Here is a 23,988-nt window from a genome sequence, read left to right on the forward strand (position 1 = left end):
TTTTTTTTTGCTTATGTTCGGTGGCCGGAAGCGTGAATGGGGTTTGCAGATTCTATGCTGTAGATAGGTTTTGCTGATAAGGAATACGAACATACTGTGGATAACAGCGGGGAGCGAATCTTGAAGGTGCAGGAAGCTGTTCTCTTCCCTGTTTTTTGTGAGATAACTGTGATATCCTAATTATTTAGGAAGTGCAGCGGGAAGAAGTTTTTCTTACAGGATAAGAAAGGATCCCTTCCCTGAGGCGGCATTCTCTAAAGAAGGACTTGACTACTTCTTCGAGAAGGCTTCAATTGAAGCTTTTCTTATTTTGAGGTGAAAAAAGAGTGGAGATGGATACCATCGCAGCAATTGCTACCCCAATGGGAGAGGGCAGTATTGCTGTTATACGCGTCAGCGGTTCGCAATCCATAGAGATTGTGGACAAAATATATAGAGGAAAACATAAGTTATCCACTGTGGATACGCATACGATCCATTATGGCAAGATAATCGATCCGGAAACCGACGAGGTCATCGAAGAAGTATTGGTATCGGTGATGAAGGCACCGAAGACCTTCACCCGAGAGGATGTAGTCGAGGTGAGCTGCCATGGCGGCCTGATGTCGGTTCAACGGGTATTGGAGCTGATATTGAATGCCGGTGCACGTTTGGCGGAACCAGGTGAGTTTACCAAGCGGGCGTTTCTCAACGGTCGGATTGATCTGGCTCAAGCAGAGGCTGTTATGGATTTTATCCGTTCAAAGACAGATCGGGCGATGAAGGTAGCTTTTTCACAAGTGGAAGGAAAGCTGTCAAGATTGATCCGGGCCCTCAGGCAGCATTTGCTGGAGGCGATGGCTCATATCGAAGTGACCCTGGATTATCCGGAACACGATGTGGAAGCTGTGACACACAACTTTCTGCTCGGCAAATGCGAGGAAGTGCAGTCAGAAATTCACCGTTTACTGCAAACAGCAAAACAAGGGAAGATTCTCCGCGAGGGCTTGTCTACCGCGATCGTAGGGAAGCCTAATGTCGGGAAATCGTCGTTGTTGAACAGCCTGGTGCAGGAGGAAAAGGCGATCGTAACAGACGTTGCCGGTACAACCCGGGATGTGATAGAGGAGTATGTAAATGTTCGCGGTGTTCCGCTCCATTTAATCGATACAGCCGGAATTCGGGAGACGGAAGATATTGTCGAAAAGATCGGAGTGGAAAAATCCCGGCGGATTTTGCAGCAAGCTGATCTTGTGCTGCTCGTGCTAAACTACAACGAGCCGCTGACTTCGGAAGATTACGCTATTTTTGAAGCGGTGCAGGGCTTGAACGTAATCGTTATTGTCAATAAAACAGATCTGCCCCAACACTTGGACCTGGATGAGGTAAAGAAACATTTTCCGCAGCAGCCGCTGGTGATGACATCCGCCAAACAAGAGACGGGCATCGATCAACTGGAGGAAGCGATTGCCCATATATTCTTTACCGGCCGCGCCGGGCAGGAAGACCTTACCTATGTAAGCAATGCCCGCCACATTCATTTACTTCGGCAAGCAGAGCAAACGGTCCAGGACGCCATTAGGGGAATCGAAGAACAGATGCCGATCGATATGGTTCAGATTGACATCAAGCGCGCATGGGAGCTGCTTGGCGAGGTAATTGGAGAAAGCGCTGGAGAGGATTTGCTCGATCAGATATTCTCCCAGTTTTGTCTGGGCAAATAGGAGGAAACAACATGAGTGTTACGTATGAAGCTGGAGAGTACGATGTCATCGTCATCGGCGCCGGACATGCCGGATGTGAGGCAGCGTTAGCCGCGGCGAGAATGGGGTGCAGCACGCTGCTTTTGACCATTAACCTGGATGCGGTGGCGTTTATGCCTTGCAACCCTTCAATTGGCGGACCGGCAAAAGGGCACGTTGTTCGGGAAATCGATGCCTTGGGCGGTGAAATGGCCAAAAACATTGATAAAACCCATATTCAAATGCGGATGTTGAACACGGGTAAAGGACCGGCTGTTCATGCTCTGCGGGCACAGGCTGACAAGGTCTTATACCAGCAAGAGATGAAGCGGACCATAGAAAATACCCCTAACTTGATCCTGCGGCAAGCGATGGTTGACGAACTGATTGTGAACAACGGAGTATGTGAAGGGGTCATGACTCAGACAGGAGCACGCTATAAGGCGAAGGCGGTTGTACTGACTACCGGGACCTATCTGCGGGGGAAAATCATCCTCGGCGATTTGCAGTATGAAAGCGGTCCGAACAACATGCGCCCGTCCATCCGTCTTGCGCAGAATTTAAAGGAATTAGGGTTTGACATCGTCCGGTTTAAAACAGGCACACCGCCACGGGTGCTAAAGGGAAGCATTGATTTCGACAAAATGGAGATTCAGCCAGGGGATGCGGAGCCGCGAGCATTTTCATACGAAACGACTGAATTTATCACGGATCAACTCCCCTGCTGGTTGACTTATACCAGCAGTGAAACACATGGGATCATCAACGACAACTTGCATCGCGCACCGATGTTTTCCGGGATTATTGAAGGGGCGGGACCCAGGTATTGCCCTTCCATAGAGGACAAGGTGGTCCGTTTTAACGACAAACCGCGTCACCAGGTGTTCCTGGAGCCGGAGGGACGTCATACGGAAGAGATGTACGTGCAAGGAATGTCTACCAGCCTTCCGGAAGATGTGCAGCTTTCCATGCTGCGAACATTGGCAGGGATGGAAAAGGTAGAGATGATGCGTCCGGGTTATGCGATTGAATATGACGCGATCCAGCCGACACAGCTTTGGCCCACTTTGGAGACCAAACGGATTCCTGGATTATTTACCGCTGGACAAATCAATGGAACTTCGGGCTATGAGGAAGCAGCCGCTCAAGGGTTGATGGCCGGGATCAATGCGGCCCGCAAAATCCAGGGTAAAGAGCCAGTTATTCTCAGTCGGGATATCTCCTACATTGGAGTTTTAATTGATGACCTGGTGACAAAGGGAGTGAATGAGCCTTATCGTTTGCTCACCTCCCGGGCGGAGTATCGCCTTTTATTGCGTCACGATAATGCCGACCTCCGGTTGACTGACATTGGTTACGAGATTGGCTTGATCAGTGAAAAACGCTACAAGGCTTTTGTGCAGAAGCGGGAGATGATCGAACAGGAGAAGCAGCGGATTTTCAACACGCGGGTGCGTCCTGACAACGAAAAAGTTCAGGCTGTTTTAAGACAAATCGGTTCACCGGAATTGACAGAAGTGATGGAATTGGCTCAGCTTCTGCGGAGACCAGAGGTTCTTTATGCGCACATTGCCCAAATGGCCCCGCCGGCTGAACCTGTACCTGCGGATGTAGCAGAACAAGTAGAAATTCAAATAAAATACGACGGGTACATCCGAAAATCGCTGCAACAAGTGGAAAGAATGAAGAAGGTAGAAGAGAAGCGGATTCCTGAGGAGATTAATTTTAACGACATCACGGGTATGTCAAAAGAAGCTCGGGAAAACATGAGCAAGGTGCGTCCGTTAAACATCGGTCAAGCTTCGCGGATCCCTGGTGTAAATCCAGCTGACATTTCCGTCCTGATGATCTATCTTGAACATTACAATCGAGTACCTGTGAAAACAGCTGAGTAAAGAGGGGGCAGGCATGGGAAAGGAACAATTTGCAGAACGCCTGTCGGAAAACGGGATCGTGTTAACGGCTGAACAATTGGCTCAATTCGACTTGTACTACCGCTTGCTGGTCGAGTGGAATGAAAAGATGAATCTTACCGCCATTACGGAGGAAAATGCGGTGTATACCAAGCATTTTTATGATTCGGTATCGGCCGCATTCTCCTTTCCGTTTGCAGAGATAAACACAGTGGTTGATATTGGCGCTGGGGCAGGATTCCCCAGTATTCCATTAAAAATTTGTTTTCCTCATTTACAGGTGACGATCGTTGATTCCTTGCAGAAGAGAATTTCATTTTTGGAAAACCTCTCCCGGGAGTTAGGACTTACACATGTTCAGCCACTACATGGAAGAGCAGAAGATTTCGGTCAGGACAAAGCATTTCGTGAGTCATACGACTTGGCAACCGCTCGTGCTGTTGCCCGACTCAACGTTCTAGCTGAATTCTGCTTGCCTTTTGTGAAGGTTGGCGGTCACTTTATCGCTATGAAAGGCCCGGATATTTCATTTGAGCTTCAAGAGGCTAAAAAAGCGATAAAGGCTTTAGGGGGAAAAACCAAAAAAGTGGAGACATTACATTTACCTGATGAGGCGGGTGAACGAAACATCATTGTAATCGATAAGATTGACCCCACACCGAAAACGTACCCGCGAAAAGCAGGAACTCCAGTAAAAAAACCCATTTTGTAGTTTGATTTGCTGCGAGGCTGTTCCATGTGGAGCAGTCCTTCTATTTGACTGTATCAGAAAGTATAAACTTCCGTGAACCAGCATCCTGATACAGCAAGAAAAGCATCTGCTAAGGAAGAACCAGCTTCTTCGAAAGGGCTTCTTTAGAAGCTTTTCTTATTATTTGTTTCACGTGAAACGTCGAAGCTGGTGTGAACAATCTTCCCGTTAAAAGCAGGATTTGCTCGATGGAGTGAAGAATATTTTAGGAAATAACTCATGTAAAAATAGGATGTTTCGGAGCGAATGTTCATAAAATATCGGCTGTTTTAACGGAGAGAACCCGACAGATTTTAGTCAGTATCGGTTACCTTACGGAGAATGCTTATGGCAGGACCCGTAGTGTTGTGCAGGTAACCAGGTCAGCGAAAGTACCCCGTCGGGGGCTTGGTCTAATAGGTGCTGAAGCGTTTTAAAAACTGCAATGGCCTGATGGAAACGATGCGTATTGTCATTTTATCCAGGCAAGTTTATGTTGTACGGCAAAGCTAACAATGAAATTGATTTGGTCGCGGGAAGTACGCCTTCAACTGGCTGGAAGAGGAGTCGAGACAGCAAGGCAATTAGTAAGCTTTTATGAAGTTACTGACGATTTTTGGGCTGGAAACTTTCTGCCGAAGGATAGAGGGCTTGCGCATGATCGCGTCAGTGAAAAGCGATTAAGTTGAATCAGGTGCCGTTTGCTTGTAATATGACGTGCTGGAGAGAGCAGCTTTTGGAATGGCACACATGGCAAAGCTTATAATTTAGAGCAAAGCGTTGGTAACCGAAAATACAGGGAAAACGGCTTGCTTGATTTGACTATTATGGAGGAGCTTCCCTTTGTTTTAAGCTGCTTACGTAGAAGAGGATGAAATCTTCTAATAGGTGCAATAAAGGCTTTTCTACAGGATAAGAAGGGGACACGTCCAAAGATGGCTTCCTTATCCAGAATGAAAACTTCCTCTAAAGAAGGATTAACCAACATCATCGAAAGGGCTTCAATAGAAGCTTTTCTTATAAGGTATTGTTAGAAAAGTGGGGGATTCGGCATGGCAGTAAAGGATCAGTTTTCACGGTTGTTCGGATTTTCGGACAAGACGGAGAACGAGGAGATACGTCAGATACCGGTTGACGAGATCGTCCCGAACCCGTATCAGCCCCGAACGGTTTTTGACGATGACAAAATTGACGAGTTGTGCCAAACCATCCGTACTCATGGGCTTATCCAGCCAATCGTTGTTCGTATACGCGATGAACGATTTGAATTAATTGCCGGAGAACGAAGACTCCGAGCGTCAAAAAAGTTGGGCATGGAACGGATTCCGGCGATCGTCAAAGAATTCAATGATGCCCAAACAGCTTCTATCGCTTTGATCGAAAATCTTCAGCGGGAAGGTCTTACTGCCATTGAAGAAGCAGTTGCCTATCAAAAATTAATCGATATTCACAATTTGACACAAGAAAGCTTGGCACAACGACTGGGAAAAGGTCAGTCAACGATAGCCAATAAATTAAGGCTGCTGCATTTACCCCGGGAGATTCAAGATGCGCTCTTGTCAAGAAAAATTACGGAACGTCATGCCCGTGCACTCATACCTTTAAAAGATTCTGAATTACAGGTAAAGACACTTCATGAAATCCTTAACCGGGATTGGAACGTAAAACAGACAGAGGCTCGCGTCAAACAGCTGTTGGAAGCAGCCCAGGAACCGCAAGTGGAAAAAGAGAAAAAGCCAAAGTGGAAGGCTTTTTCACGCGACACCAGAATTGCCATAAATACGGTTCGACAGTCAATTAACATGGTGCTCGAGACGGGTTTATCTGTGGAGACAGATGAAGAGGATCACGAAGAGTTTTATCAATTTACCATACGTATTCCCAAAAAGCGGGAGCAATAATTGGTTTTAATTGTGATATTTTTCTATATACCAGCGGCGCTGACAGCCGTTTTCTTTTTGTCCATAGGTGGAAGCATTCGGTAATTTGATTGCGTAATAACTTCTGAGAAAGCTAATCGGAAAAAGTCTAATGAAAATGTCCTCAGACTTCTTTATGAGGACATTTTGGGTTCAGTGTATCCAATGGATACATCCATAAGTAACCCACCTGTAACTGACGAGAAGCGTTTCAACGAACTGTCAGCAAAGGTTGGCATACATCTAAAAGAATTGGATCTCCTTAGCGAAAATATCTGATTACACCACAATTTTCTCTCTATATTTGCTTATACACCAATGACAATCAATTCCTAAGACACCGGGAAGTGTCGCTAAAAAGCAGCTTTAAGGATCGTTAGAACGAGGTCAAAAGAAAATTTTTTACATACCGCTATGATTTGGTATTCTGAAAGAGAGTTCCCGTAATTTCAATCTACTTTTTTAAAAATAATTGGGGTAAGATGAAAGTAGCGTGAGAGGAAACCAGAGATTGAATGGAGGGTGAGCAGAAAGAGTTTGTGATTGATCCAGGGTTCTGCATAGTTGTTCTGACCCAGAACCAACTTCATTGTCATAAACAATACTGGAAAGCGGATCATGTCCACAAAAAATTCGAAGTAGCTGCAGTCCATCCTTCACTAGAGGACTTTTCCAATCCAGTAAAAATCGATAAGGTTTATTGTGATACGCAAAAATAAACGAAGTTCATTCTAAGAAAATCCTACGAATACCCTCGAGGATAAGCAGGATTGTAAAATGGGGTGAGATGTTGGGAAAGGTAATTACGGTGGCCAATCAAAAGGGCGGAGTAGGCAAGACTACAACAGCCGTTAATTTGAGTGCATGCTTGGCCGCTTTGGGTAAACAGGTACTGATAGTTGATATTGATCCGCAAGGGAATGCAACAAGCGGACTGGGCATCAACAAGGCAGATGTGCGATATTGTATTTACGATGTGTTAATTAATGATATTAGTCCGATAGATGCGACGTTACCTACAGAGATAGAAGGTTTACAAATTATTCCGGCAACAATTCAATTGGCGGGTGCCGAAATTGAGTTGGTTCCTACGATTTCTCGTGAGGTTCGACTAAAAAGGGCTTTAGAGGTTATAAAAGATAAATACGATTATGTGATTATCGATTGTCCGCCTTCATTGGGGATTCTCACTGTCAACTCTCTAACTGCTTCAGATTCGGTGTTGATACCTATTCAATGTGAATATTATGCTTTGGAGGGGTTAAGTCAATTGTTAAATACAATTCGCCTTGTCCAAAAGCACTTGAATAATCAACTGGCTATAGAAGGTGTCCTATTGACCATGCTGGATGCCAGAACCAATCTGGGAATTCAAGTTATCGAAGAGGTGAAAAAGTACTTTCAGGACAAGGTATACCGGACCATTATTCCCCGTAATGTCCGTTTAAGTGAAGCACCATCCCACGGACAAGCTATCATTAGTTACGATCCACGTTCAAGAGGAGCCGAAGTATACACTGACCTCGCGAAGGAAGTGGTCGGAATATGAGTAAACGATTGGGTAAAGGATTAGAGGCTTTATTCAGCGACAATCATATGGAAGAAAGCGAGCAAATTAAAGAAGTAGCCGTCAATCAGATTCGTCCGAATCCGTATCAGCCGCGAAAGGAATTTGATCCGCATACGTTAAAAGAATTGACGGAATCAATCAAAGAGCATGGCATTATACAACCGCTCGTGGTGCGCAAAAGTATCAAAGGATTTGAATTAGTTGCCGGGGAGCGGCGGCTGCGGGCGGCAAAGGATGCCGGTTTAAAAAAGGTACCGGTAGTTGAGAAAGTTTATACCGATTTGCAACTAATGGAAATTGCTTTGATAGAGAATCTTCAGCGTGATAACCTCAATCCGCTGGAAGAAGCGGAAGCGTACCAAAAGTTAATTGATCATTGTTCATTAACCCAAGAGGCACTAGCACAAAAGGTAGGGAAAAGTCGGCCACATGTCGCTAACATCCTGCGTCTGCTGCAACTCCCGGATGGAATCAGAGCGTTGGTATCTTCATCCGCCCTTACGATGGGGCATGCTCGAGCCCTATTAGCCGTTGAAAATGACAAGCTGCAATTGCAGTTGGCAAATGAAGTGGTTAAAAACGATCTAAGTGTTCGGCAGTTGGAAGGGCTTGTAAAACAGCTTACTGTTTCACGTGAAACAAAAGTAAAAAAGGTACCGAAAAGAGAGCCGATTATCGTTCAAATGGAAGAGAGGCTGCGGTCGAGATTTGGCACTTCTGTTCAAATTAAAACGGGAAGCAAAAAAGGGCGGATTGAAATTGAATTCTATTCGAATGATGATTTAGAACGGATTTTAGAGTTGCTTGATAAGTAAAATAAAGAGGTGGGGGAAAAAGCATGCCTATCACTTATCTGGATAACGCTGCATCATCTTGGCCAAAACCACCTGAAGTAAAGTTGGCTATGGCGGAGGTAATTGAAGACTATGCTGCTAACCCTGGCAGGGGGGGGCATACTTTGGCGATGAGAGCCGGAAAAGTACTGTTCCAAACCCGTGCGCAGCTGTCACGGTTATTTGGGATTACGAACCCGAATGACCTCTTTTTTTACATGAATGCTACTCAAGCCTTAAATCAGGCTATTAAAGGGTTTCTGCAGCCAGGTGATCACGTTGTCACGTCATTTATCGAACACAACTCTGTACGTAGGCCGCTGGAGTATTTACGACGGACAAAAGGGGTTCAAATATCCTATGTGCAGCCAAGAGAGGATCAATTATTCTACACTGCGGATTTTGTAAAAGAAATTCGCCCCTCAACAAAATTGATTGTTGTCAGCCATGCTTCAAATGTCACAGGCGTCATTTTACCGATAGAGGAGATTGGTTCGGAAGCTGGTAAACGAAACATTTCATTTTTAGTAGACGCATCGCAAACAGCAGGTGTGGTGCCGATTGATGTAGAAAAGATGGGAATAGATATGCTTGCTTTTCCAGGTCATAAAGGACTGTATGGACCTCAGGGAACAGGCGGTTTATACGTTCGAAACACGATTGACCTAGAGCCGCTCATCCATGGCGGGACAGGAAGTCAGTCAGAATCGGTGGACCAGCCTGTAGCGAGACCAGATCGATATGAAAGCGGTACAGTAAATACAGTAGGATTGGCAGGTTTGTTAGCTGGGGTTACATTTGTTTTGGAAAAAGGCACGGAACAAATTTTTCAGCATGAGTGGAAACTGGCAAAAAGAACAATGGATGGTCTAAAAGAGATAAGTGGAGTGGAAATCTACGGCCCTGATATAGACGTAGAGCGCGTGGGAGTTGTGTCATTTAATATCAAGGGAGTAGACGCTACAGAGGTTTCATTCATTCTCGATCAAGAATACGGCATCGCGACCCGATCAGGATATCACTGCTCACCATTAGGGCACCAAGCTGTCGGGACGGAAAAAAGGGGGGCTATTCGCGCAAGTTTTGGAATGTTTAATACGGAGGAAGATGCTCAAAAATTAATCCAGGCTATCGAGGAGATATCTGCAGCTTATGCAGCAGGGGAAGCGTAAGATATGGCTTTGGTTGGCGGGAGATTATCTGGACATTTCCTTCGATGAATCCAAAATTGGAGCTTTTTTACCTGATAAGACAAGATAACTTCCAGGGCGGCAACCTGAGCTTGGATGGACAGCTGCCTGTATGTAAAGATGGACTCGACAACATCTACAAAAGGGCTTCCATTGTGAAGCTTTTTTTTCGAGCAGAGCGGAGGGTAAAGCTTGATTCTAATAGGAACTTTCGTAAACGCTGCCGCAATTATCGCAGGAGCCTTATTAGGAAAATTTCTCCCTAGAATTCCTGATGGGATTCGAAAGACAGTGATGCAGGGGTTGGGATTAGCCGTCGTTTTTCTTGGTTTGCAAATGAGTTTCAAGACGGAGAATTTTTTATTGCTCATTATTAGCCTGGTTATTGGCTCCATTTTAGGGGAAATGATGCGAATCGAGCATTACCTGAATTTGGCGGGCCTATGGCTGGAACGTAAGGCAGGAAACCTAAATAGAGAGAGAAGTATTGCCACAGGATTTGTCAATGCTACGCTAGTCTATTGTATTGGAGCAATGTCGGTACTAGGAGCGATGGACAGCGGCCTGCGCGGCAATCATGACATCTTATATACGAAAGCGATGCTAGATGGATTTTCATCTGTTATTTTTACTTCAACCATGGGTATTGGTGTTGCTTTCGCTGCCATACCTGTTCTTTTGTATCAGGGAGCAATTGCCCTTCTGTCTACGCAGATCTACAATTTCATTGGCAGTGATATGTTGAATTCCATACTGGCTGAAGTTACAGCCGTTGGCGGGTTGTTAATCGTAGGAATTGGAATCAACATCTTAGAAATGAAGAAAATAAATGTGGCGAATATGCTCCCTTCACTGATTATTGCGGCGGTCAGTGTTCCGATTGCAGATTGGCTTACACACTAGGCATTTCAGTAGAAAAAGAAGGATAGGGACTCGCGGCAGTATTCCTGTGGTGAAGTTGATGACTGGCGTGATGAAGCCCTGAGGCGATCACTTCTGCCATTTGCATAACGACATACAGGCGCGTATTTTGGAGGACAAAGTACTCCATAAAACCGCCTACATTTACAATGCCGGTAATATGGAAGGTTCCGACGGCAGGCAAGTCTTTTTTAACACCTGCTCCTGGCTTTAGCGGGCCATCGACAACTTGAATCGAGCCAACATTGCTAAATTGGCCAAGACAAGCATCAACAGCTATGATCAATGAATCTTTGTGGATCCGGGAAATATGCTCGATTTTGTCGGCAAGATTGACAGCATGGACCGGGTCTTCCAACGTACCGTAAATGTGTAAATATTTCGGACTGTATGACTGAAGTTTGGTCCCAACGATTGGTCCAAGGGAATCACCCGTTGAACGATCAGTTCCAATGCAAAGAATGACAATTTCTTGATTGAGCGGCTTGCTGAGAAAACGCTGCATGAGGTGGTGAGATAACCGTTCGCCCGCTTTTTCGTCCTTATATTCAATTTTAAAAACGGAAGCAGAGTGGGGAGAATCATCAAAAAGATTCATGGGAACCTCCACAAAGTAAAGTATTCATAGTATATGACCAAAAATGAAATCTTATACTAGTGGAGCAGCGTCAACTAGCGCCATTACTGGTAAATGAGTAAAATAAGGTTATTGGACAGAAGACAGGGCGAATCATTTCTCCTGCTTGATTGGGGCCTTCACAGATGAGAGGAGCTTTTCTTTGGAGGAAGCATCTGCCGGAGATCGAGACCGATACGAACTCATAGGGAATTCGTATGATGATGAGGGCAGCGGCAGCAAGAAAGCATGTACTTTATCATACGGTTAGGATTGATCGCTGCCATGCACTGTCGAGGGCAGTACGTATCTGGAAAAACTGAGTCGTGTCAACTGTCGCTAGACAAGAGAGGGGATTTGGTTGGAAAGGAGAGCAACCTGTGGAAAAAGCAAAATGGCTTGAGTCGATGTTTGAGCGCACCTACGATTATTTGGCAAACCCGGAACTTTGGATTAATCTCGCCACACGGTTGGTCTTGATCATTTTGATCGTCATTGTCACAAAAATAGTTGCGGTGATAGCGCAAGCAGCGGTTAACAAAATATTTGTCAGGCGTGAGAACGGAAAGCTGCAGTTCGAGCAAAGACGTTTGGATACGCTGCGGGTGTTGACCAGCAATGCGACGAGGTATTTGATTTATTTCCTGGCGATGTTGTTGATTTTGGATCAATTGGGAATTGATTTGGGACCGGTGCTGGTCAGTGCAGGAGTACTGGGATTGGCGGTTGGATTTGGGGCCCAAAGCTTGGTGAAAGACGTCATTTCCGGCTTTTTTATCATTTTTGAAGACCAATTTGCCGTTGGAGATTACGTCACTGTCAATACGTATACGGGAACCGTTCAAGAGATTGGCTTGCGTACTACAAAAATCAAAAGCTGGACTGGGGAAGTCCATATTATTACAAACGGCTCGATCCAGGAAGTAACCAATTTTTCTTTGCAAAATTCTGTGGCAGTAGTCGATGTATCAGTTACTTATGAGGAGAATATCGACGAAGTGCAGAAGGTGCTGGCGGACGTTCTAAAAAAAGCGGCCGAGGAAAACGAAAATATTGTGCAAGAACCGCAAATTTTGGGCGTCCAGGATCTGGGTCCTTCAAATGTAGTCATCCGCATAACGGCTGAATGTAAACCAACTACTCAGTACGCGGTCGCTCGTATGATTCGGGCGATGGTAAAAACCGAATTTATTGCGAGAGGGATCAAAATACCTTACCCAAAAGTGACTTATGTGGCTTCAGAAAAGGAAAAGATGTAGCAGGGGGGACGTGTTGGTGGAACGAAAACAGTTTGAGTTGGGAGACGTCGTTCAAATGAAGAAACCGCACCCGTGCGGGACGAATGCCTGGAAGATAATCCGAATGGGGATGGACATCCGGATCAAGTGTACAGGATGCCAGCACAGCGTAATGATCCCACGATTAGAATTTGAGCGGAAGATGAAAAAAGTATTGATTCCTGCAAATTCAAATCCGGAGACATCAAAACAAAACAGACAACACCAGAAGAACAACCAACCAGATGGATAAGCAGGCAATTTACGTTTATTCACAAGAGGATGCAGCTATTTGGCGGCATCCTTTTTTCTGTGGATAGATCAGCAAGAACAGGGTGAGATATAGACATGTTGATAGCAAACAGAAAGGGTTATTCACAAGATGTGCCTTCTTGTTGTGGATAACTTTTTTGGTGAAAAAGCTTGATCTGTTCAGCTTTCGATTGATTTCAGAATCGAATAAAAAAAGACAATCCACAATTTTATCCACAATTCGTATCCTTTGTGGGAATCAACAGGGGTATGCTTTGACGCGGGCGGCGGACCGAAGCTACTCGTCGATGGATCATGTTGGTATAAGCTGTGCTGTAATGGCGAAATATAGGAAGCGAAGGGAGTGAGAAGATGATCAAAAAAATAATCCCGGCCGTTGCCGCGGCTGTGCTGGCCATGACTGTATGTATCCCGTTTAACGCGCTGGCCGTTTCATATGGATCAAGAGCGGAAATTCCCGACAAATACAAATGGAATCTGCGTGACATTTACCCAAACAAATCAGCATGGGAACAGGATTTAAAAACAGTAGAGCGGGAAGCAAGGCAATTTCAAAGCAAGTACCAAGGAAAGCTGGCAAGTTCGCCGCAGCTCCTGCTGCAGGCTTTGAATGATTACAGCAACCTCTTGAGGAAAAACGACAAGGCGTACGTATATGCCAAGCTGGCGCTTGATGTGAATATGGCAAACGATAAACGTCAGGAACAGTTGGATCAGGCGGAGAAGGTCAACGTCGGTTTGGCAGAGCGTACGTCTTGGCTTGTGCCGGAGATTGTAGCCATTCCTGAAACCGAGATGAAAAAAATACTGGGGATGAACGAATTTGCACAGTTCAAGTTTTTTTCTCGCGGATATTTTACGGACAAAGTCTCATACGCTGTCAAAAGAGATGGAACAGATGCTGGCAAGATTATCTCCCGTGTCCGAAACCTCGGAAAACGTATATGCGATGCTGTCAAAAGACGTGAAACTGCCCAAAATAACCGACGAGAACGGAAAAGAAGTTCAGCTGACTCCAGCAAATTTCATTCGGTTTATGGAAAGCAAAAACCGGACTGTGCGCAAGGCTGCCTTTCAGGCTTATTACCACACATTGGATCACTTCCGCGATACATTTGCCCAAACTCTGGTTGGGGAAGTGAAGGCCCATCATTTTTATGCCGATGCCAGGCACTACCCAACAGCGCTGGTGGCTAGTCTTACGGCCAACAACATTCCGGTAAAGGTGTACGATCAGTTAATCCAAACGGTAAATCAAAACCTTCCGCTGCTGCATCGTTATCTCGAGCTGAAGAAGCGGGCATTGGGTGTCAAAGAACTGCATATGTACGACATCTATACACCGGCTGTGGAAAACGAGAATCGCTATATTCCCTATGATCAGGCAAAGGAAATGGTATTGGCCGGTTTAAAACCGTGGGGGGGTGAATACGTCAAAATCCTGGCAGAAGGCTTTCAAAACGGCTGGATCGATGTTTACTCGACGCCTGACAAACACTCCGGGGCCTACCAATGGGGGGGGTATGATACCCATCCTTATGTTCTGCTCAATTATCAAGGAACGCGCAACGATGTATCGACGATTGCACACGAATTGGGGCACGCCATGCAATCCTACTACACGAATAAAAAGCAGCCGTATATTTCATCCGGGTACCCCATTTTTACTGCAGAAGTCGCATCTACGTTAAATGAAACGCTGTTGTTTAAAAGCATGTATGCAAATGCCAAGACGAAACAGGAAAAAATGTATCTGCTAAGCCAATACCTCGAAAATTTTCGGACCACACTGTTTCGCCAAACGCAATTTGCCGAATTTGAGAAACTGATCCACGAAAAAGAAGCAGCAGGTGAGCCCCTCACGGCCGAGTCACTCAAGTCGCTGTACCTGGAGTTAAACAAGAAGTATTACGGGAAAGGGACTGTCTCAGACGAGGAAATCGCCATGGAGTGGGCGCGCATCCCGCATTTTTACAAGGGATTTTACGTCTATCAATACGCGACCAGCTTTGCCGCCTCAACCGCTTTGGCCAAGCAAATTCTCACCGAGGGGGACCCGGCTGTCCAACGCATTCGTCACTCGTTATTGGAGGCGGGAAATTCGGCTGCGCCGCTGGATGTGCTAAAAGCAGCCGGCGTCGATATGTCAACGTCCAAACCGCTAGAGCAGGCGATCCAGGTATTTGCCGAAACCTTGGATGAGTGGGAGCGGCTGTTAAACGAAAAGTAGGGAAGCGAGAGCAGATCCCTTCCATTTTAGGGACACTGCTCTCTTGAATCTAATATGAAAATACAGTAAATTAAAAATAATTGGAGTTTACTAAAAACAAACCTTTCAAGTAAGCATAAAGGATAAATCTGCAATTGGAGATGACGGATCGTGTTGGATTACGCTATACCATTGGAACCGACAACAGATGCGATAGTGACGCCGCCTATTGTCGAATGCGGAGAAAAGATTGTATCACTTTCGTGCCTGTCGGAAAAAATCAAGGTTTATCCGTACTATTACCATCACGGATATGAAGGGGCTTTGCCTGATTGTTTCCTTCGCGAGGGCGCAGCAGGACTGCTCCTGAAAGCGGCAGAACAGCTGCCGGATGGCTACTGTTTTGTCGTCCTTGACGGCTGGAGATCCTACAAGCTGCAAACATCCATCTACAACCGTTTTAAGCATGAATTAATGAGAAAGGGATGGACCGAAGGAATCGAACTGAAAGAAGAATTGACGAAATTCGTGGCTTTGCCTTCGGAAGACCCGAAGAAGCCTTCACCGCATCTGACAGGCGGGGCGGTAGATTTGACGATATCCGGGCCGGATGGCTGGATTGAGATGGGAACATCGTTTGACGACTTTACTTCAAAAGCCATGACCCGGTATTACGAAGAAGCTGTAGATATCGACGAACAAGGTGAAGCGATCCGAAAAAACCGCCGCTGGCTCTATCATCTGCTGACAGGAGTCGGATTTACCAATTACCACAAAGAATGGTGGCATTTTGATTACGGAAACCCCCCGTGGGCGAAGATAAAGCAGCAGACAGCCATCTATCAAGGAGTATTAACTCTCTCTTCATAAAATCAATGAGTTGAATAATTCATATTATTGCAATATATTAAATAATATAAAAAATATTTAAAACGGGGGGGTTGCATGATGAAGAGAAGATGGTACAGCTTGCTGTTTGTTGTATGCATGGTTTCATCTTTTGTACTGGCTGCTTGCAGCAGTTCCACGACAAGTCAACCTGCGCCAGAGCCGAGTCCGACTGAACAACCAGCCGAGCAAACGACACAGAAAACGCCAAGCGATACGCTTATGGTGGCGATCAGCGCCGACCAAGGCACGCTTGATCCTGCTGTCACGATGGATAACAGCGCATGGAAAATCACCTATCCCGCCTATCAGCGCTTGGTGGAATACGACGGCGCAACAACAGTGGTTAAACCCGGATTGGCCAAGGAATGGAAGCTCAGCGACGACGGTTTGACCTGGACCTTCCACTTGCAAGAGGGGAACAAGTTTGCCGATGGAACAGAAGTGACAGCAGAGGCAGTGAAGTTTACCTTTGAACGCACGCTGAAAATCAAGAACGGGCCGGCTGAAACGTACAGCGTCATCAAGGAGGTCAAAGCGGAGGATCCCTACACGGTCACCTTCGTCCTATCTGAAAACTTCCCGCCGTTTCTCTCAACCCTGGCCGCCAACTACGGGGGCATCGTCAATCCGAAAGTGATGGAAAAGGAGCAGGGCGGAGATCTGGGACAAGCATTCCTGGCCGACCATACGATGGGAAGCGGGCCGTATCAACTGGATGAATGGAAGAAAGGCGAGTACATCAAATTGACTGTCAATCCCAACTCACCCGTCCAGCCTGCGATCAAAACGGTCTACTTCAAGATTATTCCCGATCCTACGGCACAGCGGCTTGAATTGGAAAAGGGCGACATCGACATCGCGGAAGGAATCCCGGTAGAGCAGTTGAAAGCGTTGAAAGATTCTGCAAATATAGACGTTCTGCAAGAGCCGAGCCTGTTCGTCGACTACGTGTACATCAATTCGTCCAAAGGCAATCCCGCCCTGAAAGATCCAAAGGTTCGCCAGGCGCTCAGCTACGCTGTCGATTACGAGGCGTTGACCCAAGCCGTGCAAGAGGGCTATGCAACACAAATGCAAGGGCCGATTCCGAAGGGACTTTGGGGACACGATGAAACAGCTTTCCAATACAGGCATGACGTCGACAAGGCAAAATCCCTGCTCGGCGAGGCAGGAGCAGCCAATCTGACGCTAAACCTGCTCTACTCCGACAACAAGCCGTGGTGGGAGACAGAGGCGCTGACCCTGCAGGCTTTCATGGCGGACATTGGCGTTAAGCTTAACTTGCAAAAGGTAGCGTATGCCACCATGCGTGAGATGATCGACAAAGGCGAGTTCGATCTGTGTCTGGGGGTCTGGAGTCCGGACTTTGGCGATCCGTACATGTTTATGAACTACTGGTTTGACTCGAATAACTTCGGATTGGCCGGCAACCGCGCCTTCTATAAAAATGACCAGGTAGATCAAATGATCCGCAAGGCAACGTCAATTAACGATCAGCAAGAACGCACCAAGCTGTATCAAGAAGCGCAAAAGATCGTCATCGAAGAGGCGCCGTACATCTACCTGTATCAGAAAGATTTCTTGCTGCCCGTGAGCAAAAATGTAAAAGGCTTTGTCTACAACCCGATGCTGGAGGGAATTTACAACCTGGCCGAGATGTCGAAATAAGACTGATAGAGGAGTGTTTCCCTCATGAAGCAAATCATCGTAAAACGCCTCTCGCTGCTCGTGTTTGTTCTATTTGGGGTAACACTGTTGACGTTTTTCATGTCTCATGTTATTCCCGGCGATCCGGCGCGAATGATGGTCGGCCAGCGGGCCGATGAGGAAACACTGCAAGAAGTTCGCCGTCAACTGGGCCTGGACCAACCGGTCTGGGTCCAATATTTCACCTATATGAAAGGGCTTTTTGCAGGTGACTTTGGCAAGTCCATCCGCACACAAAAACCTGTAATGGATGATCTGGTTGCATTTTTCCCCGCTACGTTGGAACTGGCTTTGTCTGCCTTCGTGATTGCCTTGGCGATCGGGATACCCATCGGGGTGTTGGCTGCGGTGAAAAAAGACACAATGGTGGACCACGGCGGGCGGCTGTTCTCCATTGCCGGGGTATCAACACCTGTTTTTTGGAGCGGCTTGATCGGCATTCTGGTCTTTTACAAGCTGCTCGGCTGGCTGCCATCGGGCGGCAGGATCGATTTGCACATTCCTCCGCCGACGAGAATCACCGGGCTCTACCTGCTCGACAGCTTGTTTACCGGGAACTGGGCTGCTTTTAAAAACAGCTTGTGGCACCTGATCCTGCCGGCATTCGTCCTTTCCTTCGCCCAACTGGCGATGGTCACGAGACAAGTGAGAGCGAGCATGCTGGAGGTATTGGGGCAAGAGTACATTCGCACCGCCATGGCAAACGGAATCAGCGGGGCGGTATTGCTGTTCCGATACGCGCTGCGGAATGCGCTGATCCCGACCATTACGGTTGTCGGGCTTTCCTTTGGCGCGCTGCTTGGCGGGGCGATCGTGACAGAGACGATATTCGGCTGGCCGGGAATGGGAAAATACGTGGTGGATTCGATCGCTTATCTCGATTTTCCCTCCATCATGGGCTTTACGTTCGTGATTGCCGTTGGGTATGTGCTCATCAACCTGCTGGTCGACCTGACCTATTACGTCCTGGACCCGCAGATTAAGGAATAGGGGGAAGAGCACATGTCGATACAAGCGAAAGCGCAAACGGACATCCCGACCGAGCGGACCGTCAACCCCTTATGGTATAAGTTTCATAAAAATCCGCTGACCATCTTTGGACTCTGCATCCTGCTTTTCTTCCTATTGGTATCTGTCCTGGCACCGTTGATCACCAGTTATGACCCGACGAAGATCAACATCACAGAGCGCTTCTCGCCGCCGTCGGCCAAGCACTGGTTTGGAACCGATGAAGTCGGGAGGGACATATTTACCCGCATCATCTACGGTGCCCGGCTTTCTCTTGGCGTCGGGGTTGCCGTCGTCTTGTCGGCCGGTTTGATCGGCAGCGTCGTCGGCGCGATTTCCGGGTATTTCGGCGGAAAAATCGATCAAGTGATCATGCGCTTGATGGATATTATTCTCGCGTTTCCCTCACTGGTGCTGGCGATGGCCCTGGCTGCCACATTGGGGCCCAATTTGCAAAATGCGATGATTGCCATTGCGATCGTAAAGATTCCGGTTTATGTCCGGCTGGCCCGGGCGGAGACGCTGGCTTTGCGCGAGAAACTGTACGTCAAAGCAGCGCTTACCTTCGGCATCCCGCCGTGGCGAATCATTGCCCGGCACATCATCCCCAATGCGATCTCACCGGTTGTCATCCAGGTCACCCTGGATATCGGCGATGCCGTGTTATTAGTCGCGACATTGGGCTTTCTCGGCTTGGGCGCCCAGCCGCCGACACCGGAGTGGGGAGCGATGATCAGCATCGGGTGGAAGTATTTGATTGACTATTGGTGGTATCCGACTTTTCCCGGCTTTGCCCTGTTCCTGGCGTCGTGCGGATTCAACCTGATCGGCGACGGCATCCGGGATATCCTCGACCCGAAGGTCAACCGATAACAGGAGGAAAACTGCTATGCTGCTTGAGATACGTGACGTGACCGTAGAATTTTCTTCGATGCAAGACAAAATAACAGCGCTCAGTCACATCTCCTTTTCGATTGACAGGGGGGAAATCGTCGGCGTAGTCGGAGAATCCGGCTCCGGCAAGTCGGTGACCGCCTTGACGATACTGGGATTGCTTGACAAGAATGCGAAAGTGGCCAGCGGCCAGATTCTCTATCAAGGCGAGAATGTCCTCACATTTGATAAAAAACGGCGGCAAGCCCTGCGCGGCAAGCAGATTGGCATGGTATTTCAAGAGCCGATGACTGCGCTGCACCCGACGATGAGGGTAGGAAATCAGTTGGCCGAGGTAATCAGCCGTCATCGCCGTATCCCTAAAAAAGCGGCGTATCAATTGGCCGTCGCCAGCTTGGACGAAGTGCATATTCGGAATCCGGAGCTGGTTGCGAGGAAGTATCCGTTTGAACTGAGCGGGGGGATGCGCCAGCGGGTCGTGATTGCCCTGGCGATGGCTGCGCCGCCTGATTTGCTGATCGCCGACGAACCGACGACCGCCCTTGACGTGACGATTCAGCATGAAATTTTGAAACTGATGAAAGAACTGTCGGAAAAACGCGGTACGTCCATCATGCTGATCACTCACGACCTGGGGGTAGTCGCCCAGCTTTGCAGGCGAATCGTCGTCATGTATGCCGGGGAAGTAGTGGAGACAGGAGAAACGGCACATGTACTCAACAGCCCGTCCCATCCTTATACGCGGGCTTTAATCGGCGCGCTTCCCGACCGGGCCGATCCTGCCGAACCGCTGCAGGCAATACCCGGTGAGGTTCCCAACCTTCGCGCTCGTCCGCAGGGTTGTATATTCGCATCCCGCTGTTCGTCGGTCATACCGCTCTGCCACCAGGAACCTCCCGTATTGGAGCCGGTGGGCGAGGGACAGGCAAAATCCCATAAAGCAGCTTGCTGGGTAAGGTGATACAAGATGAAACCATTGATCGAACTGGATGTCGTAAGCAAAGTCTACGGGACCGGAAAGCAGCAGATTCAGGCTGTGGACCAAGTCAGCTTTTCCATCTTGCAAGGGGAGACATTCGGGCTGATCGGCGAATCCGGTTCCGGCAAAAGCACGTTGGGAAAGATGATAATGGGCCTGGAGGCGCCGAGCGGCGGAACGATTCGGTATCGGGGGAAACCGCTGTGGGTCAAGGGACGCTACCAGCGCCAAAACCCCGGCGAAACGCAAATCGTCTTCCAGGACCCTCAGTCATCGCTTAATCCGCGGATGACTGTCAAGCAGATCATCACAGAACCGCTGCAGGCGCTGCCCGGCGGGGAGCGAAAGAGTAAAGGCAGCCCCGATCGGCTTCTTGCATTGATCAAGAGAGTCGGCTTAAAGGCGGAGCATCTGTCGCGGTATCCGCACGAATTCAGCGGCGGGCAGCGCCAGCGCATTGCGATAGCGCGCTCCCTGATCACGGATCCCCAGTTTGTCGTTCTCGATGAACCGACATCGGCACTGGATGTGTCCGTGCAGGCACAAGTACTCAACCTGCTAAAAGAATTAAAACGGGAGCGAAACCTGACGTACTTGTTTATCTCTCATAATATGTCGGTCATCCGCTACATGTGTGACCGCATGGCCGTCATGTTAAAAGGGAACATCGTCGAACAGGGATCGACCCGACAGATCTTCCATCATCCGACCCACGCCTACACACAGGCGCTGATCTCTTCATTGCCCAGCCTCGATCCCGGAAGGAAGGTCAATACACATGTTTAACGGCAGCGAATTAAGAGAAATTCGAAAACAAAGGCTGCTTACCCTGCAAAATCTTGCCGACAAGACCGGTCTGAGCGCCAGCTTGTTGTCGCAAATCGAGCGAGGTCTCGTCGATCCGACGATCGGTACCTTTTGGAAAATCTGCGCTGCCCTTGACGTGCCGATCAACCATTTTTTCCGCTTGTCCGACGCCCGCGACCCGGTCATCCGCAAAGATCAGAGAAAAGTGATCCAGCTTCGCAACACAAATGTGAAATATCACGTTTTAACCCCTATCCAACAAGGGAAGATAGAATTTGTGTTGGTAGAAATCGAGCCAGGTGAGAGCGTCGTTTCAGAATTGGTCAGCCATTCGGGCGAAGAGTGCGGATTTGTGCTGCAAGGGGAGCTGCGGGTGCTGCTGTCTGATCGGGAGTACCACCTGTACGAAGGTGACAGCGTCGGTTTTCCCAGCACTTCACCACACCGCTACATCAATCCGGGTAATGTGGTTTCCCTTTCCATCTGGGCGCGCGCGACATGATGGTGGTTTTTTGCAGCATCTGGTGATACACGTGGCTTGTCTCGGAAAAAATGGTACGGGAAGGGATCAAGGTGGATTTTCAACAAGCAAAACATTTGCTGAAAATTGAAGAACTGCGGTATGCTTTAAACTCCTTGGCCAGAGAAAAAAGTTTGACATCACCGGAGATATTGGAGACAAGCAAAAAGCTGGATCACCTGCTGAACGAATACTATCGGTTATGCGAGTCGGCAGGACGGTTGGGTGCGATGTATCAAGACGGTTCATGACCGTTTTTGATGACCGCAGGCGGTTGTATCCAGGTTTTATGAAAAACGACAAGACGTTTTTCACAGAAAAGCAGCGTTGGCAAGGTGGCTTCTTCTGCCGTGAAAAGGCGAAGGAGCCATCTTTTTCATCCCGGTATTTTTCTTGCAATCATCTCTAACAATCGGTATCATCCAAAATAGCGAGAGAATGAGGAGTGAGAAATCATATGGGTTCCAGTGTAGGAATCGTCGGCCTGCCCAATGTCGGCAAGTCCACCCTGTTTAATGCTATCACCCAAGCTGGGGCTGAATCGGCAAATTATCCATTTTGTACGATAGATCCCAATGTCGGCATTGTAGAGGTTCCCGACCCGCGGTTGACCAAATTGACGGAGATTGTGGTCCCGAACAAGGTCGTCCCGACAGCCTTTGAGTTTGTCGATATCGCCGGTTTGGTGAAGGGAGCGAGCAAGGGCGAGGGGCTCGGCAACCAGTTTTTGTCCCATATCCGCGAAGTGGATGCCATCGCACAAGTGGTCCGCTGCTTTGAAGATGAGAATATCACACACGTCGCCGGCAAGGTTGACCCGCTGAGCGACATCGAGACGATCAACCTGGAACTCGTCTTTGCCGATCTCGATTCGGTTGATCGCCGGATTGACCGGATCGCCCGCAAAGTAAAAGCCGGCGATAAAGAAGCGAAGCAGGAGCTGGATGTCCTGGAAAAGCTGAAGGCGGCTTTCGAGGAAGGCCAGCCGGCACGCGGCGTCGTTCTGGATGAGGACGAGCGGAAGCTGGTCAGGGATCTGCACCTCTTGACGATCAAACCGATGCTTTACGTGTGCAACGTTGCCGAAGATGGCATTCTGAATGCAGACGACAACCCGCACGTGCAAGCGGTCCGGCAGCACGCAGCAGCAGAAGGCGCCGAGGTCGTCGTCATCAGTGCCAAGGTGGAAGCGGAGATTGCCGAGCTGGAAGGTGAAGACAAGCAGATATTCCTGGAAGAACTGGGCCTGAAAGAATCGGGTTTGGACCGATTGATCCGCGCCGCATACGGGCTGCTTGGGTTGATTACGTACTTTACCGCAGGGGTACAAGAGGTACGCGCCTGGACGATACGCCGTGGAACGAAGGCACCGCAGGCAGCCGGGGTGATCCACACCGATTTTGAGCGGGGGTTTATCCGGGCGGAAGTCGTGGCCTACGACGATTTGATCGAAGCGGGATCAATCAATGCTGCCCGTGAAAAAGGAAAGTATCGCCTGGAAGGCAAAGAGTATGTCGTCCAGGACGGAGATGTCATGCATTTCCGGTTTAATGTTTAGGTGCTGGCCTTGCTTGGCGTATAGTGGTTTGTTATAATAACAAAATGCGAGTATTTCATTGGGTGCATGCAGATGCGGATCAATAGCACTCGCTCCTTGCCCTTACAGGGCCGTCTAGTCCAAAAGGAGGTGAAAAAGGTATGCGTCAATACGAAGTTATGTACGTATTGCGTCCAGACCTTGAAGAAGAACAAGTGAAAGCGAATGTAGCTCGTTACAGCGATGTCGTGACTAGCTTTGGTGGCGAAATCACCAAACTTCAAGAGATGGGCAAACGTCGTCTTGCGTATGAAATTCAAAAGTTTCGTGAAGGTTTCTACGTTTTGATGAACTTCAAAGCGAATCCGGACGCTGTTGCGGAAGCAGAGCGTTTAATGAAAATTAACGACGACGTTATTCGTTTCCTCTTCGTCAAAGAAGAACAATAATTGTCGTTGCGGGAGAGGGGTATT

At 48.0% G+C, this 23,988-nt stretch carries 22 protein-coding genes; 21 read left to right on the forward strand and 1 reads right to left on the reverse strand.

All coding sequences use genetic code 11. The features are described from left to right. Positions 1 to 326 precede the first annotated feature (326 nt). The 8 genes from mnmE to HGBM_RS09380 all read left to right on the forward strand — a co-directional run bounded on the left by mnmE (position 327) and on the right by HGBM_RS09380 (position 10,779). Entirely contained in the window at positions 327 to 1,703 is a 1,377-nt protein-coding gene (gene mnmE, locus HGBM_RS09335) for a tRNA uridine-5-carboxymethylaminomethyl(34) synthesis GTPase MnmE (RefSeq protein WP_019120835.1), read from the forward strand. 11 nt (positions 1,704 to 1,714) lie between these two features. Continuing rightward, positions 1,715 to 3,616, forward strand: coding sequence for a tRNA uridine-5-carboxymethylaminomethyl(34) synthesis enzyme MnmG (gene mnmG / locus HGBM_RS09340; RefSeq protein WP_019120836.1), 1,902 nt, complete (start codon positions 1,715 to 1,717; stop codon positions 3,614 to 3,616). A gap of 13 nt (positions 3,617 to 3,629) precedes the next feature. After that, on the forward strand, positions 3,630 to 4,346 hold the full coding sequence (gene rsmG, locus HGBM_RS09345; protein ID WP_019120837.1) for a 16S rRNA (guanine(527)-N(7))-methyltransferase RsmG: 717 nt from the start codon (positions 3,630 to 3,632) through the stop codon (positions 4,344 to 4,346). Positions 4,347 to 5,416: 1,070 nt separating this feature from the next. Next, on the forward strand, positions 5,417 to 6,265 hold the full coding sequence (gene noc, locus HGBM_RS09350; protein WP_019120838.1) for a nucleoid occlusion protein: 849 nt from the start codon (positions 5,417 to 5,419) through the stop codon (positions 6,263 to 6,265). An 808-nt stretch (positions 6,266 to 7,073) separates the two neighbouring features. Continuing rightward, positions 7,074 to 7,832: a ParA family protein gene (locus HGBM_RS09360; protein ID WP_026074294.1), complete on the forward strand. Its 759-nt coding sequence runs from the start codon at positions 7,074 to 7,076 to the stop codon at positions 7,830 to 7,832. Then, a complete protein-coding gene (locus tag HGBM_RS09365; RefSeq protein WP_019120841.1) occupies positions 7,829 to 8,668 on the forward strand; it encodes a ParB/RepB/Spo0J family partition protein in 840 nt (279 codons plus the stop codon). Before HGBM_RS09360 ends, HGBM_RS09365 begins: the two co-directional genes overlap by 4 nt. A 23-nt stretch (positions 8,669 to 8,691) precedes the next feature. Next, positions 8,692 to 9,858 carry an aminotransferase class V-fold PLP-dependent enzyme gene (locus HGBM_RS09370; RefSeq protein ID WP_019120842.1) on the forward strand — a complete coding sequence of 389 codons (1,167 nt, stop codon included), beginning with the start codon at positions 8,692 to 8,694 and terminating at the stop codon, positions 9,856 to 9,858. A 210-nt stretch (positions 9,859 to 10,068) separates the two neighbouring features. Beyond that, positions 10,069 to 10,779, forward strand: coding sequence for a DUF554 domain-containing protein (locus HGBM_RS09380; RefSeq protein ID WP_019120844.1), 711 nt, complete (start codon positions 10,069 to 10,071; stop codon positions 10,777 to 10,779). Here HGBM_RS09380 and yyaC read toward each other — a convergent pair. Continuing rightward, on the reverse strand, positions 10,769 to 11,395 hold the full coding sequence (gene yyaC, locus HGBM_RS09385; RefSeq protein WP_019120845.1) for a spore protease YyaC: 627 nt from the start codon (positions 11,393 to 11,395) through the stop codon (positions 10,769 to 10,771). The two genes, HGBM_RS09380 and yyaC, sit on opposite strands and share 11 nt — an antisense overlap. A 398-nt stretch (positions 11,396 to 11,793) precedes the next feature. On the opposite strand from yyaC, the gene HGBM_RS09390 reads away from it, so the two are divergent. The 13 genes from HGBM_RS09390 to rpsF all read left to right on the forward strand — a co-directional run bounded on the left by HGBM_RS09390 (position 11,794) and on the right by rpsF (position 23,964). Continuing rightward, positions 11,794 to 12,672 (forward strand): mechanosensitive ion channel family protein, encoded by an 879-nt coding sequence (locus tag HGBM_RS09390; RefSeq protein WP_019120846.1) that lies wholly within the window; start codon positions 11,794 to 11,796, stop codon positions 12,670 to 12,672. 16 nt (positions 12,673 to 12,688) lie between these two features. Continuing rightward, positions 12,689 to 12,943: a DUF951 domain-containing protein gene (locus tag HGBM_RS27110; protein ID WP_051029643.1), complete on the forward strand. Its 255-nt coding sequence runs from the start codon at positions 12,689 to 12,691 to the stop codon at positions 12,941 to 12,943. Between the two features lie 909 nt (positions 12,944 to 13,852). Then, the gene (gene pepF / locus HGBM_RS27115) at positions 13,853 to 15,193 is read left to right on the forward strand and encodes an oligoendopeptidase F (protein WP_245552936.1); all 1,341 of its coding nucleotides are present in this window, start codon (positions 13,853 to 13,855) and stop codon (positions 15,191 to 15,193) included. 150 nt (positions 15,194 to 15,343) lie between these two features. After that, positions 15,344 to 16,042, forward strand: a complete 699-nt coding sequence (locus tag HGBM_RS09405; protein ID WP_019120849.1) for a M15 family metallopeptidase — start codon at positions 15,344 to 15,346, stop codon at positions 16,040 to 16,042. A 78-nt stretch (positions 16,043 to 16,120) separates the two neighbouring features. Then, a complete protein-coding gene (locus tag HGBM_RS09410) occupies positions 16,121 to 17,731 on the forward strand; it encodes an ABC transporter substrate-binding protein (RefSeq protein WP_019120850.1) in 1,611 nt (536 codons plus the stop codon). A gap of 24 nt (positions 17,732 to 17,755) precedes the next feature. After that, the gene (locus tag HGBM_RS09415; protein WP_019120851.1) at positions 17,756 to 18,760 is read left to right on the forward strand and encodes an ABC transporter permease; all 1,005 of its coding nucleotides are present in this window, start codon (positions 17,756 to 17,758) and stop codon (positions 18,758 to 18,760) included. A gap of 12 nt (positions 18,761 to 18,772) precedes the next feature. Further along, positions 18,773 to 19,651 (forward strand): ABC transporter permease subunit, encoded by an 879-nt coding sequence (locus HGBM_RS09420; RefSeq protein WP_019120852.1) that lies wholly within the window; start codon positions 18,773 to 18,775, stop codon positions 19,649 to 19,651. A 16-nt stretch (positions 19,652 to 19,667) separates the two neighbouring features. Further along, entirely contained in the window at positions 19,668 to 20,633 is a 966-nt protein-coding gene (locus HGBM_RS09425; RefSeq protein WP_019120853.1) for an ABC transporter ATP-binding protein, read from the forward strand. 6 nt (positions 20,634 to 20,639) lie between these two features. Next, on the forward strand, positions 20,640 to 21,437 hold the full coding sequence (locus tag HGBM_RS09430) for an ATP-binding cassette domain-containing protein (protein WP_019120854.1): 798 nt from the start codon (positions 20,640 to 20,642) through the stop codon (positions 21,435 to 21,437). Further along, on the forward strand, positions 21,430 to 21,960 hold the full coding sequence (locus HGBM_RS09435; RefSeq protein ID WP_019120855.1) for a cupin domain-containing protein: 531 nt from the start codon (positions 21,430 to 21,432) through the stop codon (positions 21,958 to 21,960). The genes HGBM_RS09430 and HGBM_RS09435 overlap by 8 nt, the downstream gene beginning before the upstream one ends. A 71-nt stretch (positions 21,961 to 22,031) precedes the next feature. Then, entirely contained in the window at positions 22,032 to 22,229 is a 198-nt protein-coding gene (locus HGBM_RS09440) for an aspartyl-phosphate phosphatase Spo0E family protein (RefSeq protein ID WP_245552927.1), read from the forward strand. A 206-nt stretch (positions 22,230 to 22,435) separates the two neighbouring features. Next, positions 22,436 to 23,536 carry a redox-regulated ATPase YchF gene (ychF, locus tag HGBM_RS09445; RefSeq protein WP_019120857.1) on the forward strand — a complete coding sequence of 367 codons (1,101 nt, stop codon included), beginning with the start codon at positions 22,436 to 22,438 and terminating at the stop codon, positions 23,534 to 23,536. Positions 23,537 to 23,676: 140 nt separating this feature from the next. Continuing rightward, positions 23,677 to 23,964 carry a 30S ribosomal protein S6 gene (gene rpsF / locus HGBM_RS09450; RefSeq protein ID WP_019120858.1) on the forward strand — a complete coding sequence of 96 codons (288 nt, stop codon included), beginning with the start codon at positions 23,677 to 23,679 and terminating at the stop codon, positions 23,962 to 23,964. Positions 23,965 to 23,988 lie beyond the last annotated feature (24 nt).

The organism is Brevibacillus massiliensis, assembly GCF_000311785.1.
GTDB classification, from domain to species: domain Bacteria; phylum Bacillota; class Bacilli; order Brevibacillales; family Brevibacillaceae; genus Brevibacillus_C; species Brevibacillus_C massiliensis.